Below are 15,989 nucleotides of genomic sequence, written 5' to 3'. Positions count from 1 at the left end.
ACGACTAATTTATTGGTTTTTGGAAGTGATGTACGGAGTACAAGAGCAATGAAATTACCGATTTATCTGGACTACTCGGCCACGACCCCCGTCGACCCGCGTGTTGCCGAGAAGATGATGCAGTTTTTGACCCTGGACGGCACTTTCGGTAACCCGGCCTCCCGTTCCCACCGTTTCGGCTGGCAGGCGGAAGAGGCGGTTGATATCGCCCGTAACCAAATCGCTGAGCTGGTTGGCGCAGACCCGCGTGAGATCGTGTTCACCTCTGGGGCCACCGAATCCGATAACCTGGCGATCAAAGGTGCTGCCAACTTCTATCAGAAGAAAGGCAAGCACATCATCACCAGTAAAACCGAACATAAAGCCGTGCTGGATACCTGCCGCCAACTTGAGCGCGAAGGTTTTGAAGTCACCTATCTGGCACCGCAGAGCAACGGGATCATCGATCTCCAGGTTCTCGAAGCCGCGATGCGTGAAGACACCATCCTGGTTTCCATCATGCACGTGAATAACGAAATTGGCGTGGTGCAGGACATCGCCGCCATCGGCGAAATGTGCCGGGCGCGTGGCATCATCTATCACGTCGATGCGACCCAGAGCGTAGGTAAACTGCCTATCGATCTGAGCAAGCTGAAAGTGGATCTGATGTCCTTCTCCGGCCACAAGATTTATGGCCCGAAAGGTATTGGTGCCCTGTATGTGCAGCGTAAGCCGCGCATCCGCATCGAAGCCCAGATCCACGGCGGTGGCCATGAGCGCGGTATGCGTTCCGGTACCCTGCCAGTGCATCAGATCGTTGCCATGGGTGAAGCCTATCGTATCGCCAAAGAAGAAATGGCCAGCGAAATGGCACGCCTGCGCATCCTGCGCGATCGTCTTTGGGACGGCGTGAAAGATATGGAAGAAGTGTATCTGAACGGCGATCTGCAACACGGTGCACCGAACATTCTCAACGTCAGCTTCAACTATGTTGAAGGTGAGTCGCTGATCATGGCGTTGAAAGACTTGGCGGTTTCTTCAGGTTCTGCCTGTACTTCTGCCAGCCTTGAACCCTCCTATGTGCTGCGTGCACTGGGTATGAGTGATGAGTTAGCGCACAGCTCGATCCGTTTCTCCCTGGGGCGTTTTACCACGGAAGAAGAGATCGATTACACCATTTCGTTGGTGCGTAAATCCATTGGCCGTCTGCGCGATCTCTCCCCACTGTGGGACATGTTCAAACAGGGCGTGGATATCAACAGCATCGAATGGGCACATCATTAATTCTCAGCATCCAGGAGCAACGTCATGGCTTACAGCGAAAAAGTAATCGATCATTATGAAAACCCGCGTAACGTAGGGTCGTTTGATAACGAAGATCCTACCGTCGGTAGCGGAATGGTAGGGGCACCAGCCTGTGGCGACGTGATGAAGCTGCAGATCAAGGTCAACAACGAAGGCATTATTGAAGATGCCCGTTTCAAAACCTACGGCTGCGGTTCCGCCATCGCTTCCAGTTCGCTGGTGACCGAATGGATGAAAGGCAAGTCTCTTGATCAGGCCGAAGCGATCAAAAATACCCAGATCGCCGAAGAACTGGAGTTACCTCCGGTTAAAATTCACTGCTCAATTCTGGCCGAAGACGCCATTAAAGCAGCGATCGCCGACTACAAGAGCAAGCACAGCGCCAAGTAGTTATTATTGAGTCAGTTAGCCCGCCTTGCGGGCTAAGATTGAAGAGGTTGTTATGTCGATTACCATGAGCGACAGCGCCGCGCAGCGGGTTCAGGCATTTTTGGACCACCGTGGCAAAGGTCTCGGCCTGCGTCTGGGCGTGCGAACTTCCGGCTGTTCCGGAATGGCGTATGTGCTCGAATTTGTTGATGAAACGAACGACGATGATATCGTTTTTGAAGACAAAGGCGTCAAGGTGATCATTGACGGCAAGAGCCTGGTCTATCTGGACGGTACCGAGCTTGATTTCGTCAAGGAAGGTCTGAACGAAGGCTTCAAGTTCAACAACCCGAACGTCTCAAGCGAGTGCGGCTGCGGCGAAAGCTTTAACGTCTGACAGTCCATCGTGCTCCCCCGTGAACCACGGGGGAACCTCAATCATCACGATAACGCCCCCGAGCACGCTATGGATTACTTTACTTTATTCGGGTTGCCGGTCCGCTACAGCGTAGACGGCAGCTTGCTTACCTCACGCTATCAAGATTTGCAGCGCCAATTCCACCCCGATCGTCATGCCCTCCAACCGGAGCGTGAACGCCTGATGGCGTTACAGCAGGCGGCGACCATCAATGAAGCCTATCAGTCGCTGAAGCACCCGTTAAAACGTGCCGAGTATATGTTATCTTTGCACGGCTTTGATTTGGGCAACGAGCAACATACCCTGCGCGACACCGCGTTCCTGATGGAGCAGTTGGAGCTGCGTGAAGAGCTTGATGCCATTGAACGCTCGCCGGATGCGCAAAACGCACTGGCTGCCTTCGCCACGCGCCTGAACAAGACCTTCAAGCAGCGTAGTGCGCAGATGGTGCAGGAGCTAGATGATCAGCAGTGGTCACAGGCTGCCGATACCGTGCGCAAGCTACGCTTTTTGGACAAGCTCCAGCAACAGATTGAACAACTCGAAGAAAAATTGCTGGGTTTTGAGTAATAGATTCTTGATCTTGATTTTGGAAGCTCTGTAAATGGCCTTATTACAAATTAGTGAGCCTGGCCTCACGGCTGCGCCGCATCAGCGCCGCTTGGCTGCCGGTATTGATCTGGGGACCACCAACTCGCTGGTGGCTACGGTGCGTAGCGGCCAAGCCGAGACGCTGGCTGACCTTGAAGGGCGCTATCTGCTGCCTTCCGTGGTGCATTATCAGGCCACCGAACATCAGGTTGGCTGGAGTGCTCGTGCACAGGCGGCACAAGATCCGGTCAATACGGTCAGCTCTGTCAAACGCATGATGGGCCGCTCTTTGGCGGACGTGCAACAACGCTATCCAAACCTGCCGTATCAGTTCCAGGCCAGCGACAACGGCTTGCCGATGATCGTGACCGCCGCAGGCCTGGTTAACCCGGTTGGCGTATCTGCCGATATCCTCAGGGCACTGGCTACCCGCGCCAAAGCGGCGCTGGAAGGTGAACTTGATGGGGTAGTGATCACCGTTCCTGCCTACTTCGACGACGCTCAACGCCAAGGCACCAAAGACGCTGCGCGTCTGGCTGGCCTGCACGTGCTGCGCCTGTTGAACGAACCGACCGCCGCGGCTATCGCCTACGGGTTGGATTCGGGTCAGGAAGGGGTGATCGCCGTTTACGATCTGGGCGGCGGCACCTTTGATATTTCCATTTTGCGCCTCAGCCGTGGCGTGTTCGAAGTGCTGGCTACCGGCGGTGATTCCGCATTGGGTGGCGATGACTTCGATCATCTGCTGGCGGACTGGTTGCGTGAACAGGCCGGCATTAGCGATCGCCGCGATCATGGTGTGCAACGTCAATTGCTGGATGCCGCGATTGCGGTCAAAATCGCCCTGAGCGATGCGCAGAGCACCACGGTCGATATCGCTGGTTGGCAGGGGGAAGTGACCCGCGAACAGTTCGAAACGCTGATTGCCACGCTGGTGAAACGTACCCTGATGGCCTGCCGCCGCGCGCTGAAAGATGCCGCCGTCAGTGCCGAAGAGGTGCTGGAAGTGGTGATGGTGGGCGGCTCAACCCGTGTGCCATTGGTACGCGAACAGGTGGGCGAGTTCTTTGGCCGCACGCCACTGACGTCGATCGATCCGGACAAGGTGGTGGCGATCGGTGCTGCTATTCAGGCGGATATCCTGGTGGGTAATAAACCAGATAGCGAAATGCTGCTGCTGGACGTGATCCCACTTTCGCTTGGTCTGGAAACCATGGGTGGCCTGGTTGAGAAGGTGATCCCGCGTAACACCACCATTCCGGTGGCGCGTGCGCAGGAGTTCACCACCTTTAAAGACGGTCAGAGCGCGATGATGATCCACGTGCTGCAAGGCGAGCGTGAACTGGTGCAAGATTGCCGTTCGCTGGCACGCTTTACGCTGCGTGGCTTGCCGCCGTTACCTGCCGGTGGGGCACATATTCGTGTGACCTTCCAGGTGGATGCCGATGGCTTGCTGAGCGTGACGGCGATGGAGAAATCCACCGGCGTCGAAGCCTCTATTCAGGTCAAGCCTTCGTATGGCCTGTCCGATGCCGAAATTGCCGGCATGTTGAAGGACTCGATGGCCAATGCGCAAAGCGATGTCGGTGCTCGCAAGCTGGCGGAGCAACGGGTAGAAGCTTCCCGCGTGCTGGAAAGCCTGCAAGGTGCACTGGCGAGCGATGCTGCTCTGCTGAGTGACGAAGAAAGCCTGGCTATCAATAACGCGGTAGCCGAGCTCCAGCAAGTGATGCAAGGCTCCGATCCTGCAGCGATCGAGGCTGCAATAAAAAGAGTCGATGCAACAACCCAAGATTTTGCCGCGCGCCGCATGGATGCCTCCATTCGCCGTGCGCTGGCTGGCCATTCTGTGGATGAGGTTTAACCATGCCGAAAATTGTTTTCCTGCCCCATCAAGATCTATGCCCAGAGGGGGCAGTACTGGAAGCGGAAGTTGGGGAAACCATCCTCGATGTCGCACTGCGTAACGGTATTGAAATTGAACATGCCTGTGAGAAATCCTGCGCCTGTACCACTTGCCACTGCATCGTGCGTGAAGGGTTTGATTCCCTGGCCGAAAGCAGCGAGCTGGAAGATGATATGCTGGACAAAGCCTGGGGGCTGGAGCCGGAAAGCCGCTTGAGCTGCCAGGCCCGCGTCACCGAAGACGATCTGGTAGTCGAAATGCCGCGTTACACTGTTAACCATGCGCGCGAGCACTAGGAGATAAGGATGGGACTGAAGTGGACAGACAGCCGCGAAATCGGCGAAGCCCTGTACGACGCCTATCCAGATACCGATCCTAAAACCGTGCGTTTCACCGACATGCACCAGTGGATTTGCGATCTGGAAGAGTTTGACGACGAACCGCAGGCTTCCAATGAAAAAATACTGGAAGCGATCCTGCTGGTCTGGTTAGATGAAGCAGAGTAAATAGCATGACGGGCTGCCATAGGCAGCCCGTTTATTTTGTATCCGACATACCCGTCGTCTTTCAAGCTGCAGCGTTGTTACCTGCGCGATCTCACCCCAGTCACTTACCAAAAGTAAGCTCCTGAGGCTGAGATAGCTTGTCGCCTGGCTGCAACTTGAAATCCATAGGGTATACAATAAAAATCCCCAATGAATTTCGCTTGATAGAGTGAAGAATGAAGGGGGGAATCCGGAGTAAGGCTATGACAACCGAAATCATGCAGATCACGCTATCCCAGCAACCCGCCGATGCGCGCTGGGGTGAAAAGGCGCTGCTGAGCACCAATGACCAAGGCATTACCATCCATCTGACCGCAACCGGCAAACTGGGCCTGATCCAGCGCGCGGCACGCAGGATCGATGGCCAGGGCATCAAGAAAGTGAAACTGGCCGGGGAAGGCTGGGACCTGGAAAACAGCTGGGCGTTTTGGCAGGGCTTTCGCGGGCCGAAAGGGCAGCGTAGCGTTGAATGGGCCGAGCTGCCGGAAGCGGAAAGCCAAGAGCTGCAACAGCGCCTGAAGATTGTCGATTGGGTGCGTGACACCATCAATATGCCAGCGGAAGAGCTGGGGCCAGAGCAACTGGCAACCCGCGCGGTTGATCTGATGTGTGCTGTTGGTTGCGATGCCGTCAGCTACCGTATCACCAAAGGTGAAGACCTGCGCGAGCAGAACTACGCCGGTATTCATACCGTTGGCCGGGGTTCCGACCGTTCCCCGGTGCTGCTGGCGCTGGACTTTAACCCGACGGGCAACCCGGATGCACCGGTATTTGCCTGCCTGGTAGGTAAAGGTATCACCTTCGACAGCGGTGGCTACAGCCTCAAGCAGAGCGCGTTTATGGACTCGATGAAGTCCGACATGGGCGGTGCGGCTACCATTACTGGCGCATTGGCATTAGCGGTGGCACGCGGCTTGCAGCAGCGTGTCAAACTGTACCTGTGCTGTGCGGACAATATGGTCAGCGGTAACGCCTTTAAACTGGGCGACATTATCCGCTACCGCAATGGCAAGACGGTTGAAGTGATGAATACCGATGCGGAAGGGCGTCTGGTGTTGGCCGATGGCCTGATCGATGCCAGCGCACAAAACCCGCAGTTGATCATCGACTGTGCGACCTTGACCGGCGCGGCCAAAACGGCGGTAGGTAATGATTACCACGCGCTGTTCAGCTTTGACGATGCGTTGGCGCAAGAGCTGTTAGCCAGTGCGGATGAAGAGCATGAGCCGTTCTGGCGTCTGCCGCTGGCGGAATTCCACCGCAGCCAGTTACCGTCAAACTTTGCTGAACTGAACAACGTTGCGGGCCCGGCTTACACCGCTGGTGCCAGTACCGCAGCGGCCTTCCTGTCGCACTTTGTGCAGAATTATCAACAGGGTTGGCTGCATATCGACTGTTCTGCCACCTATCGCAAAGGTGCCGTGGATCAGTGGTCAGCAGGTGCAACCGGTCTGGGCGTGCGTACGCTGGCCAACCTGTTGCTGAGCAAAGCCAAGTAACCTGTATTTGCCCCTCACCCAACCCTCTCCCAAAGGGAGAGGGAGCTGAAACGATGACGTGGTGAAGGGCGGAATTAAATTGTGGCACGGACAGTCCCCTCTCCTTGGGGAGAGGGTTAGGGTGAGGGGAAGATCACTGAAGCAGGAAAACTTCTCACCTCGATTATCCCAAACTTTCCCAGGGGCTCAGCATGCTGAGCCCTTAATACATAGGAGGAGTCGGCAATGAGTTCCCACCATCATGATGATGACGCCGTTTCAGGCGAAAACGAGCTTGAGCGCCTGCTGAGGCTGGCGGCCTCGGAACCGGCACACCGCCCTGCGTTTTTCCGCGAACTGCTGGATTCAACGGTCTACATTCTGGGTGACAGCGAGCAGGTGCCGCACGACGGTGAAATTACGCTGAATGCCGAGACGCCGGTGAACATTCAGCACTGGGAAAAGCAGGATGGCAGCAGCGTGGTGCCTTTCTTCACCTCGTTGGAGGCGCTGCAAAAAGCGGTGGAGGATGAGCAACCCTTTATCGCCATGCCCGCTAGAGTGCTGTTTGAAATCACCCAAGGTGCCGAACTGTTCCTGAACCCGAAAGGCACCCACGGCAAAGAATTCTTGCCAGCAGAGATCGCCATGCTGTTGGCTACCGGTGGCGTAGTGAAACCGGCGGAACGCTATATCGATACCGAAACCCAGTTGCTGCTGGGGCAGCCTGAAGAGTATCCGGCGGCGATGGTGGATGCGCTGACGACCTTGTTCAGCCAGCGGAAACCGGTACGCCGCGCTTTCCTGGCGTTGATGCACGATCGCGCCGTAGACGAGAAGCCGAACCTGTTAGTGGGTCTGGAAGTGGATGGCGATCCGGCAGAGATTGAAGCCCTGATCAGCGAAGCCGGCATGGTGGCCAGCGAAACCGCGCCGAACGATGAGCCAGTCGATTTTTGCCTGGTAGAAGAGAATGCGCGGGGCGTGAGCCATTACCTGATCACCCATACCCAGGCCTTCTATCAGCGTCGCTGGGGCAGTTGGCTGCGCAATATGATCCCATCGACCGATAAAACCCAGTAAGCCGACCGACCAGGATCCCATTTGTCGCTGACTATCGAGGATTAAGATAATTTTTTTTTAATGAAATGTTGATTTTCCCGTAGGCAAGCGTTAACAGCGCACATATAATCTGCGCCACTTGAAAGGCCGGCACCTCACCTTATCGCCCGGCCTGTTTTGGAAGACATAATAGAGGCCATCATGACCGTAGAACGTACCTTTTCCATCATTAAACCAAACGCTGTAGCTAACAATGACATCGGCGCTATCTATGCTCGTTTCGAGCGCGCGGGTTTCAAAATCATCGCATCTAAAATGTTGCGTCTGACTCGCGAACAAGCGGAAGGCTTCTACGCTGAGCACAAAGGTCGTCCTTTCTTCGACGGTCTGGTGGAGTTCATGACTTCTGGCCCAATCGTAGTTCAGGTTCTGGAAGCCGAAAACGCCGTACAGCGTAACCGTGACATCATGGGCGCAACCAATCCGGACAACGCATTGGCCGGCACCCTGCGTGCTGACTATGCGGACAGCTTCACGGCCAACGCCGTGCACGGCTCAGACGCAGTAGAATCTGCCCAGCGTGAAATCGCCTATTTCTTTAACGAAAGCGAAATCTGCCCACGCTAATACCCGCCGTCTTTAGGGTTAAGTAGGTTTCACTTGGTGAGAGCGGTGTTTACCGGCAGATACAATAAAAAATGTCGTGAAAGCCGTTCAGACGTAGAAACCCGCTACTAAAATTTGTACAATGCCGCGCCCCAGGGAAGCTATCTTGCCTGGGGCGTGTCTTTTGATGACACACTTACTTTCCACTCCTTCAAGCCATAACGTGTAATAACGAGGCTAAGAGATCATTATGTTAGAACCCATCGCGCCCGAGCATACCTTGTCTGAAAATAATTCCCTGACCGTGCAAACGGAACAACTGGCTACGGCCAAAATCAACCTGCTGGATTTGAACCGCCAGCAATTGCGCGAATTTTTCGCCAATATGGGTGAAAAACCTTTCCGCGCCGATCAGGTGATGAAGTGGATGTATCACTATTGCTGCGATGATTTTGAGCAGATGACCGACATCAACAAGGTGCTGCGCAATAAATTACAGCGCGTAGCGGAAATCCGTGCGCCGGAAGTCGCAGAAGAGCAGCGTTCGGCCGATGGCACCATCAAGTGGGCCATCAAGGTGGGCGATCAACAGGTCGAAACCGTCTACATCCCAGATGGCGATCGCGCCACCCTGTGCGTGTCTTCACAGGTAGGCTGCGCACTGGAGTGCAAATTCTGTTCCACGGCTCAGCAGGGCTTTAACCGCAACCTGCGCGTCTCGGAAATCATCGGCCAGGTTTGGCGTGCCGCTAAAATCCTGGGGGCCATCAAAGTCACCGGCCAACGTCCTATCACCAACGTGGTGATGATGGGCATGGGCGAGCCGTTGCTTAACCTGACCAACGTGGTGCCAGCGATGGAAATCATGCTGGATGACTTTGGTTTTGGTCTGTCCAAGCGCCGCGTTACCTTGTCTACCTCCGGTGTCGTACCCGCTCTGGACAAATTGGGTGACATGATCGATGTGGCTCTGGCCATTTCGCTACATGCGCCTAACGACAAGATCCGCGACGAGATCGTGCCGATCAACCGCAAGTACAATATTGAAACCTTCCTGGCAGCGGTACGCCGTTATCTGGAAAAATCCAATGCCAACCAAGGGCGGGTCACCGTTGAGTACGTGATGCTGGATCACATCAACGACAGTACCGACGATGCGCACCAACTGGCGGAAGTGCTGAAAGATACGCCGTGCAAGATCAACCTGATCCCATGGAACCCGTTCCCTGGGGCACCTTATGGCCGCAGCTCCAACAGCCGCGTCGACCGTTTCTCCAAGGTGTTGATGGAATACGGCTTTACGACTATTGTTCGTAAAACCCGTGGCGATGACATCGATGCTGCCTGTGGGCAGTTGGCGGGAGAGGTGATCGATCGTACCAAGCGTACCCTGAAAAAGAAAATGGCCGGGGAACCTATCAACGTACGAGCGGTCTGAATCCTATAGCATGATTTTTTTGTTATCTAACAGCCTGTTATGTGAGCAGCAATCCTTCAGGCGATCGGGTAACATCGGATAAGGAAATGAGTGCAAGCATGAAGCTGAAACTGTGGGGTGTAATATTGGCGGCCAGTTTGCTGGCGGGCTGCTCCAGCTCGCAACCCGATCACGACGGGCCAGCGGTGGCAGCAGGCCAGACCCGGTTACAACTGGGCCTGGAGTATCTGAACCAGGGCGATCTACCGGCTGCCAGGCAGAATCTGCAAAAAGCGGTCGATGCGGCCCCACAGGATTATCGTACCCAATTGGGCATGGCACTCTACAACCAGCGGATTGGCGATAACGCCGCCGCTGAACAGCGTTATCAGCAAGCGCTTAAACTTGCACCGGGTAACGGTACCGTATTGAATAATTACGGTGCGTTTCTCTGTAGTTTAGGGCAGTATGTACCGGCCCAACAGCAGTTTAGCGCTGCGGCACTGGCGCCAGAATATGGCCAGGTTGCCGACAGTCTGGAAAACGCAGGTTACTGTTTCCTCAAGGCCGGTCAAAATGATGAAGCTCGTAAGTTATTAACGCGAGCGCTGAAGATCGATCCGGACAAGGGGGCTCCGCTACTAGTGGAAGCAGAAAAGCAATTTGGAGAAGGGAAGCGCGCGCAGTCGCAACTTTTATTGGACAGTTATCAACATGTTCTGCCGGCGAGTGCCGACAGTCTATGGTTACAGATTCGTTTCGCCGCGTTAGCGGGCCGTCAGGATAGCGTTCAACGCTATGGCAAACAGCTAGCGCGAAGTTTTCCACAATCCAAACAGTACCAGCAGTTCTTAGCTAATGAATACTGAAGATTCCCAAGATAAAACCGTATCTATGACAACAGGTCAACGCCTGCGCCAGGCTCGTGAACAACTCGGGCTGAGTCAACAGGCCGTGGCTGAACGCCTGTGCCTAAAAATGTCTACCGTGCGCGACATTGAAGACGACAATATGTCTGCCGATCTGGCTTCAACGTTCGTGCGTGGTTATATCCGTTCCTATGCCAAGCTGGTGCATTTGCCAGAAGATGAACTGTTGCCGATGATGGAAAAACAGGCACCGGTGAGAGCGGCCAAGGTGGCTCAGATGCAGAGCTTCTCTTTGGGTAAGCGCCGTAAAAAGCGTGATGGCTGGCTGATGAGCTTTACCTGGCTGATTGTGTTTGTGGTCGTGGGTTTGACCGGTGCCTGGTGGTGGCAGAATCACAAGGCTCAGCAGGAAGAGATCGCCACCATGGCGGATCAATCTTCCGCACAGTTGTCTCAGCATGGTGAAGGCCAGCCCGTGCCATTGACCGACGGTAACGTGGATAATGGTGCATCGGCAGTTGTTCCAGACAACAGCCCTGCGCCGTCAACCAATAGTGCTGCTACGACTCAACAGGCCCCGGCCGTGCTTGATCCTCAGGCGGCTCAACAGCCTGCTGTGGTAGCACCAAGCCAGGCTACTATCCCGGATGCGACATCGACCGCGCCAGTCGCTCAGGCTCAGTTGCCTACCGGTGCTGCTGGCGTCAGTGCTTCAGAGGCTGATGCCAACGGGCTGGTGATGGATTTTTCCGGCGACTGCTGGGTACAGGTGGTTGACGCGACTGGGAAATCCTTGGTCAGCGGCATCCAGAAAAGCGGTTCCCGGCTGAATCTGGCTGGCAAGGCGCCGTTTAAACTGACCCTTGGCGCACCGGCTTCGGTACAGGTCCAATTCCAGGGTAAACCGGTCGATTTAAGCCGGTTTGTCAAGTCAAACCGTGTTGCTCGTCTGACCGTTGCCGCGCAGTAATTGCGCGGCTATTGTCGGAATAAAAGAGCAGCAGTGGAGAGTAACTGATGCATAACCAAGCTCCCATTAACCGCCGCAAATCCACCCGTATTTACGTCGGTAACGTGCCTATAGGCGATGGAGCGCCGATTGCCGTGCAATCGATGACCAACACCCGTACCACCGATGTCGAAGCGACGGTTAATCAGATCCGGGCTCTGGAGCGCGTGGGGGTTGATATCGTCCGCGTTTCCGTTCCCACCATGGACGCCGCCGAGGCGTTTCGGCTGATCAAGCAGCAGGTCAACGTACCGCTGGTGGCCGATATCCATTTCGATTACCGCATTGCGCTGCAGGTTGCCGAATACGGCGTTGACTGCCTGCGTATCAACCCTGGCAACATCGGCAACGAATCTCGTATCCGTTCAGTGGTTGATTGTGCGCGTGACAAAAATATCCCGATCCGCATCGGCGTTAACGGCGGCTCGTTGGAAAAAGATATTCAGGAAAAGTACGGCGAACCTACGCCGGAAGCGCTGCTGGAATCCGCTATGCGTCACGTGGATATTCTGGACCGTCTCAACTTTGACCAGTTCAAGGTGAGCGTGAAAGCGTCCGACGTGTTCCTGGCCGTGCAGTCTTACCGGCTGCTGGCTGCCCGTATTGACCAGCCCTTGCATCTTGGCATCACCGAGGCGGGCGGAGCACGTAGTGGCTCAGTAAAATCAGCCATTGGCCTAGGTATGCTGCTGTCGGAAGGGATCGGCGATACGCTACGCATTTCGCTGGCGGCGGACCCGGTCGAAGAAGTGAAGGTTGGCTTTGATATCCTGAAGTCCTTGCGCATCCGCGCCCGTGGCATCAACTTCATTGCCTGCCCAACCTGTTCACGTCAGGAGTTTGACGTCATTGGCACCGTCAATGCGTTGGAACAGCGCCTGGAAGACCTCATCACCCCGATGGATGTGTCCATTATCGGTTGCGTGGTGAACGGGCCGGGCGAAGCTCTGGTGTCGACTATTGGGGTAACCGGTGGGCACAAGAAGAGTGGCTTCTACGAAGACGGCGTGCGCCAGAAAGAGCGTTTTGATAACGAACAGATGATTGACCAGTTGGAAGCTAAGATCCGGGCCAAAGCGGCCATGATGGACGAATCCAAGCGTATTTCGATCAATCTTCTGGAAGAATAAGTCGGCGGCTATTGGCCCGCTGATTGTTTATCCGAGGACTGGATTGCGCATCTGCGTTGAATAGCGGGTGGCAAAGTCCCTATAATCGGATCCATTTTATATAAACGGACAGAGAACTCACGTGGCAAAAAACATTCAAGCCATTCGCGGCATGAACGATTACCTGCCGGAAGAAACGGCACTGTGGCAGCGTATTGAAGGCACACTCAAGCAGGTGCTGAGCGGCTATGGCTATAGCGAAATCCGGTTGCCGATTGTAGAGCAGACCCCGTTATTTAAACGCGCCATCGGTGAAGTGACCGACGTCGTGGAAAAAGAGATGTATACCTTCGAGGACCGCAACGGCGAAAGCCTGACGTTGCGCCCGGAAGGAACGGCTGGCTGCGTACGCGCCGGTATCGAACATGGTCTGCTGTACAATCAGGAACAGCGTCTGTGGTATATCGGCCCGATGTTCCGTTACGAACGTCCACAAAAAGGCCGTTACCGCCAGTTCCATCAGTTAGGGGCTGAGGTATTTGGCCTGCAAGGCCCGGATATTGACGCCGAACTGATCCTGCTCACCGCCCGCTGGTGGAAAGCGCTGGGTATTGCCGAACACGTCAATCTGGAACTGAACTCCATCGGTTCACTGGAAGCTCGCGCCAACTATCGTGACGCTCTGGTGGCTTTCCTGGAACAGCATCAGGAAAAACTCGACGAAGACTGCAAGCGCCGCATGTACAGCAACCCACTGCGCGTGCTGGATTCTAAAAATCCAGAAGTGCAAACCCTGCTTAACGATGCGCCGCGTCTTTCCGATTATCTGGATGACGAGTCCAAAGCCCACTTTGCCGGGCTGTGTGAACTTTTAGCTCAGGCCGGTATCCCATATACCGTTAACGAGCGCCTGGTGCGCGGCCTGGATTATTACAATCGCACGGTGTTTGAGTGGGTCACCACCAGCCTGGGCGCTCAGGGCACCGTGTGTGCCGGTGGCCGCTACGACGGCCTGGTTGAGCAACTGGGTGGGCGCGCTACCCCTGGGGTTGGTTTTGCCATGGGTCTGGAGCGTCTGGTGCTGCTGGTTCAGGCGGTTAATCCGGACTTCAAGGCACCGGCCACCATCGACGTGTACGTCATATCGAGCGGGGCGGGTACCCAGAGTGCGGCCATGTTGCTGGCAGAGCAGGTTCGTGATGCTGCGCCGCAGATTAAATTGATGACCAACTATGGCGGCGGCAACTTTAAAAAGCAGATCACCCGTGCGGACAAGTGGGGCGCGCGTATCGCCCTGATCCTGGGGGAGAATGAAGTCGCAGCACAGCAGGTGGTGATTAAAGACCTGCGCAGTGGTGAACAAGAAACGCTGGCGCAAAGCGAAGTCGCTGCGCGTCTGGCTTTGATGTTAGGTTAAGGAGAAGGACACCGTGGAAGTCTATACCACTGAAAACGAACAGCTTGACGCCGTGCGCAACTTTTTTGCCGAAAACGGTAAAGCTTTGGTTGTGGGTGTGGTGCTCGGTATTGGTGCCCTGGTTGGTTGGCGCTATTGGCAGAGCAACCAGACCTCCAGCATGATGGCTGCCTCACAGTCTTATCAACAGGTTGACGTTGCCCTGGCATCGGGTAAAGCCGAAGACGTGGCAACGGCAGAGAAGTTTATCCAGGCGAACGACAACAGCTACGGCGTGTTCGCGGCTCTGGATTTGGCTAAACACTTTGCAGAACAAGGTGATTTCGCCAAGGCAGAACAGCAACTGGTGGTGGCACAGGGCCATGCCAAAGATGAAAACCTGCTGGCGCTGGTAAACCTGCGTCTGGCTCGTATTCAGTTGCAAGAGAAAAAGCTGGATGAAGCGCTGAAAACGCTGGATGGCGTGAAAGGCGAGGGTTGGATGGCGATGATGCAAGACGTACGCGGCGACGTACTGTTGGCCAAAGGCGACAGCAAAGGTGCGCGCGAAGCTTACAGCAAAGGCATCGAGTCCAATGCTTCTCAGGCGCTTGCGGCAGTAATGCGCATGAAATTGAATAACTTGTCCAGCTAAGGGGAATTCCCATGCAATTGCGTAAAACACTCTTGGTCGGACTGGTTTCCGTGACTTTGCTGAGCGGTTGCTCGCTGTTTAGTGGCGAAGAAGACGTGGTTACCATGTCGCCGCTGCCAAAGGTTGAAAATCAGTTCACGCCGAACAAAGCGTGGAGCACGTCAGTCGGCGATGGCATTGGCGAGTATTACTCTCACCTGCGTCCGGCTTATCAGGACAGCACGGTTTATGCTGCCGACCGTCGCGGTACGGTGAAAGCGATGGACCTGGCCGACGGTAAAGAAAAATGGAAGGCCGATCTCTCCGAGAAAACCGGCTTCTTCTCCAGTAACCTGCCTGCTCTGCTGTCTGGTGGCCTGACGGTGTCTGGCTCCAACGTATACGTTGGCAGTGAGAAAGCGGTGGTGTATGCGCTGAATACCGAAGACGGTAAAGTCGCCTGGCAAACCAAGGTGGCGGGTGAAGCGATTTCCCGTCCGGTGGTCGCCGAGGGGCTGGTGCTGATCCATACCACCAACGGCCAGCTGCAAGCGTTGAACGAGTCTGATGGTGCCATCAAGTGGACGGTCAACCTGGATATCCCTTCACTGTCACTGCGTGGTGAGTCTGCTCCGGCAACGGCCTTTGGTGCAGCGGTAGTTGGCGGTGACAACGGTCGCGTCAGCGCCGTGTTGATGCAGCAGGGTCAGTTGATCTGGCAGCAGCGTATTTCCCAGCCAAGCGGTGCGACCGAGATCGACCGCCTGAATGACGTAGACACCACGCCGGTGATTATTGACAACGTGGTCTATGCCTTGGGTTACAATGGCAACATGGCGGCGCTGGATCTGCGCTCCGGCCAAATCATGTGGAAACGTGATATGGGCTCGGTGAACGACTTTATCGTCGACGCAGGCCGTATCTATGTGGTCGATCAGAATGACCGTGTAGTGGCGATGAATACCGAAGGTGGTGTTAACCTGTGGCGTCAGAGCGATTTGCTGCACCGTAACCTGACCGCACCAGCGTTGTATAACGGCTACCTGGTTGTCGGCGATGCCGAAGGTTATCTGCACTGGATCAATACCACCGATGGCCGTTTTGTGGCTCAGCAGCAAGTGGATAGCTCCGGCTTCCTGTCCGCGCCAATTGTGGCCGGTGACAAACTGCTGATCCAGGCGCGTGGCGGCAAGGTTTACGCCTTCACTCGCTAACCGTTTTAGCCCCAATAGATCGCAGGCTGTGCAGCCTGTAAGATTCATGGGATAACGGCTCCTGATACCAGGAGCCGTTTCG

17 protein-coding genes are annotated in these 15,989 nt (G+C 55.3%); all 17 read left to right on the top strand.

Going from position 1 to position 15,989, the window contains the following annotated elements:
• Positions 1 to 48: 48 nt before the first annotated feature.
• Positions 49 to 1,263 carry an IscS subfamily cysteine desulfurase gene (locus tag N6G83_RS26930; RefSeq protein WP_024529352.1) on the top strand — a complete coding sequence of 405 codons (1,215 nt, stop codon included), beginning with the start codon at positions 49 to 51 and terminating at the stop codon, positions 1,261 to 1,263.
• A 24-nt stretch (positions 1,264 to 1,287) separates the two neighbouring features.
• Positions 1,288 to 1,674: a Fe-S cluster assembly scaffold IscU gene (iscU, locus tag N6G83_RS26925; protein ID WP_004952090.1), complete on the top strand. Its 387-nt coding sequence runs from the start codon at positions 1,288 to 1,290 to the stop codon at positions 1,672 to 1,674.
• A gap of 52 nt (positions 1,675 to 1,726) precedes the next feature.
• Complete coding sequence (gene iscA, locus N6G83_RS26920) at positions 1,727 to 2,050, top strand: iron-sulfur cluster assembly protein IscA (RefSeq protein WP_021178859.1); 324 nt, start codon at positions 1,727 to 1,729, stop codon at positions 2,048 to 2,050.
• 69 nt (positions 2,051 to 2,119) lie between these two features.
• A complete protein-coding gene (gene hscB, locus N6G83_RS26915) occupies positions 2,120 to 2,641 on the top strand; it encodes a co-chaperone HscB (RefSeq protein ID WP_024529351.1) in 522 nt (173 codons plus the stop codon).
• Positions 2,642 to 2,675: 34 nt separating this feature from the next.
• On the top strand, positions 2,676 to 4,526 hold the full coding sequence (gene hscA, locus N6G83_RS26910) for a Fe-S protein assembly chaperone HscA (RefSeq protein WP_211134438.1): 1,851 nt from the start codon (positions 2,676 to 2,678) through the stop codon (positions 4,524 to 4,526).
• A gap of 2 nt (positions 4,527 to 4,528) precedes the next feature.
• Positions 4,529 to 4,864, top strand: a complete 336-nt coding sequence (gene fdx, locus N6G83_RS26905) for an ISC system 2Fe-2S type ferredoxin (RefSeq protein ID WP_021178856.1) — start codon at positions 4,529 to 4,531, stop codon at positions 4,862 to 4,864.
• Positions 4,865 to 4,873: 9 nt separating this feature from the next.
• Positions 4,874 to 5,074, top strand: coding sequence for a Fe-S cluster assembly protein IscX (iscX, locus tag N6G83_RS26900; RefSeq protein ID WP_021178855.1), 201 nt, complete (start codon positions 4,874 to 4,876; stop codon positions 5,072 to 5,074).
• 242 nt (positions 5,075 to 5,316) lie between these two features.
• Positions 5,317 to 6,612: an aminopeptidase PepB gene (gene pepB, locus N6G83_RS26895; RefSeq protein WP_074029468.1), complete on the top strand. Its 1,296-nt coding sequence runs from the start codon at positions 5,317 to 5,319 to the stop codon at positions 6,610 to 6,612.
• A gap of 225 nt (positions 6,613 to 6,837) precedes the next feature.
• Positions 6,838 to 7,674 (top strand): enhanced serine sensitivity protein SseB, encoded by an 837-nt coding sequence (sseB, locus tag N6G83_RS26890; protein ID WP_065686608.1) that lies wholly within the window; start codon positions 6,838 to 6,840, stop codon positions 7,672 to 7,674.
• A 180-nt stretch (positions 7,675 to 7,854) separates the two neighbouring features.
• The gene (ndk, locus tag N6G83_RS26885) at positions 7,855 to 8,280 is read left to right on the top strand and encodes a nucleoside-diphosphate kinase (protein WP_004952077.1); all 426 of its coding nucleotides are present in this window, start codon (positions 7,855 to 7,857) and stop codon (positions 8,278 to 8,280) included.
• A gap of 229 nt (positions 8,281 to 8,509) precedes the next feature.
• Positions 8,510 to 9,697: a bifunctional tRNA (adenosine(37)-C2)-methyltransferase TrmG/ribosomal RNA large subunit methyltransferase RlmN gene (locus N6G83_RS26880; protein WP_211134437.1), complete on the top strand. Its 1,188-nt coding sequence runs from the start codon at positions 8,510 to 8,512 to the stop codon at positions 9,695 to 9,697.
• 98 nt (positions 9,698 to 9,795) lie between these two features.
• Positions 9,796 to 10,545: a type IV pilus biogenesis/stability protein PilW gene (gene pilW / locus N6G83_RS26875; protein ID WP_024526992.1), complete on the top strand. Its 750-nt coding sequence runs from the start codon at positions 9,796 to 9,798 to the stop codon at positions 10,543 to 10,545.
• On the top strand, positions 10,535 to 11,515 hold the full coding sequence (rodZ, locus tag N6G83_RS26870) for a cytoskeleton protein RodZ (RefSeq protein ID WP_024526993.1): 981 nt from the start codon (positions 10,535 to 10,537) through the stop codon (positions 11,513 to 11,515). The genes pilW and rodZ overlap by 11 nt, the downstream gene beginning before the upstream one ends.
• 47 nt (positions 11,516 to 11,562) lie before the next feature.
• A complete protein-coding gene (gene ispG, locus N6G83_RS26865; RefSeq protein ID WP_024484238.1) occupies positions 11,563 to 12,684 on the top strand; it encodes a flavodoxin-dependent (E)-4-hydroxy-3-methylbut-2-enyl-diphosphate synthase in 1,122 nt (373 codons plus the stop codon).
• Between the two features lie 121 nt (positions 12,685 to 12,805).
• On the top strand, positions 12,806 to 14,080 hold the full coding sequence (gene hisS, locus N6G83_RS26860; protein ID WP_065686605.1) for a histidine--tRNA ligase: 1,275 nt from the start codon (positions 12,806 to 12,808) through the stop codon (positions 14,078 to 14,080).
• 13 nt (positions 14,081 to 14,093) lie between these two features.
• On the top strand, positions 14,094 to 14,714 hold the full coding sequence (locus N6G83_RS26855; RefSeq protein WP_024526995.1) for a YfgM family protein: 621 nt from the start codon (positions 14,094 to 14,096) through the stop codon (positions 14,712 to 14,714).
• Positions 14,715 to 14,725: 11 nt separating this feature from the next.
• Positions 14,726 to 15,907, top strand: coding sequence for an outer membrane protein assembly factor BamB (bamB, locus tag N6G83_RS26850; protein WP_024526996.1), 1,182 nt, complete (start codon positions 14,726 to 14,728; stop codon positions 15,905 to 15,907).
• Positions 15,908 to 15,989 lie beyond the last annotated feature (82 nt).

It is taken from the genome of Serratia sp. PL7 (genome assembly GCF_945957435.1).
This window is presented reverse-complemented; position numbering and strand designations above follow the sequence as displayed.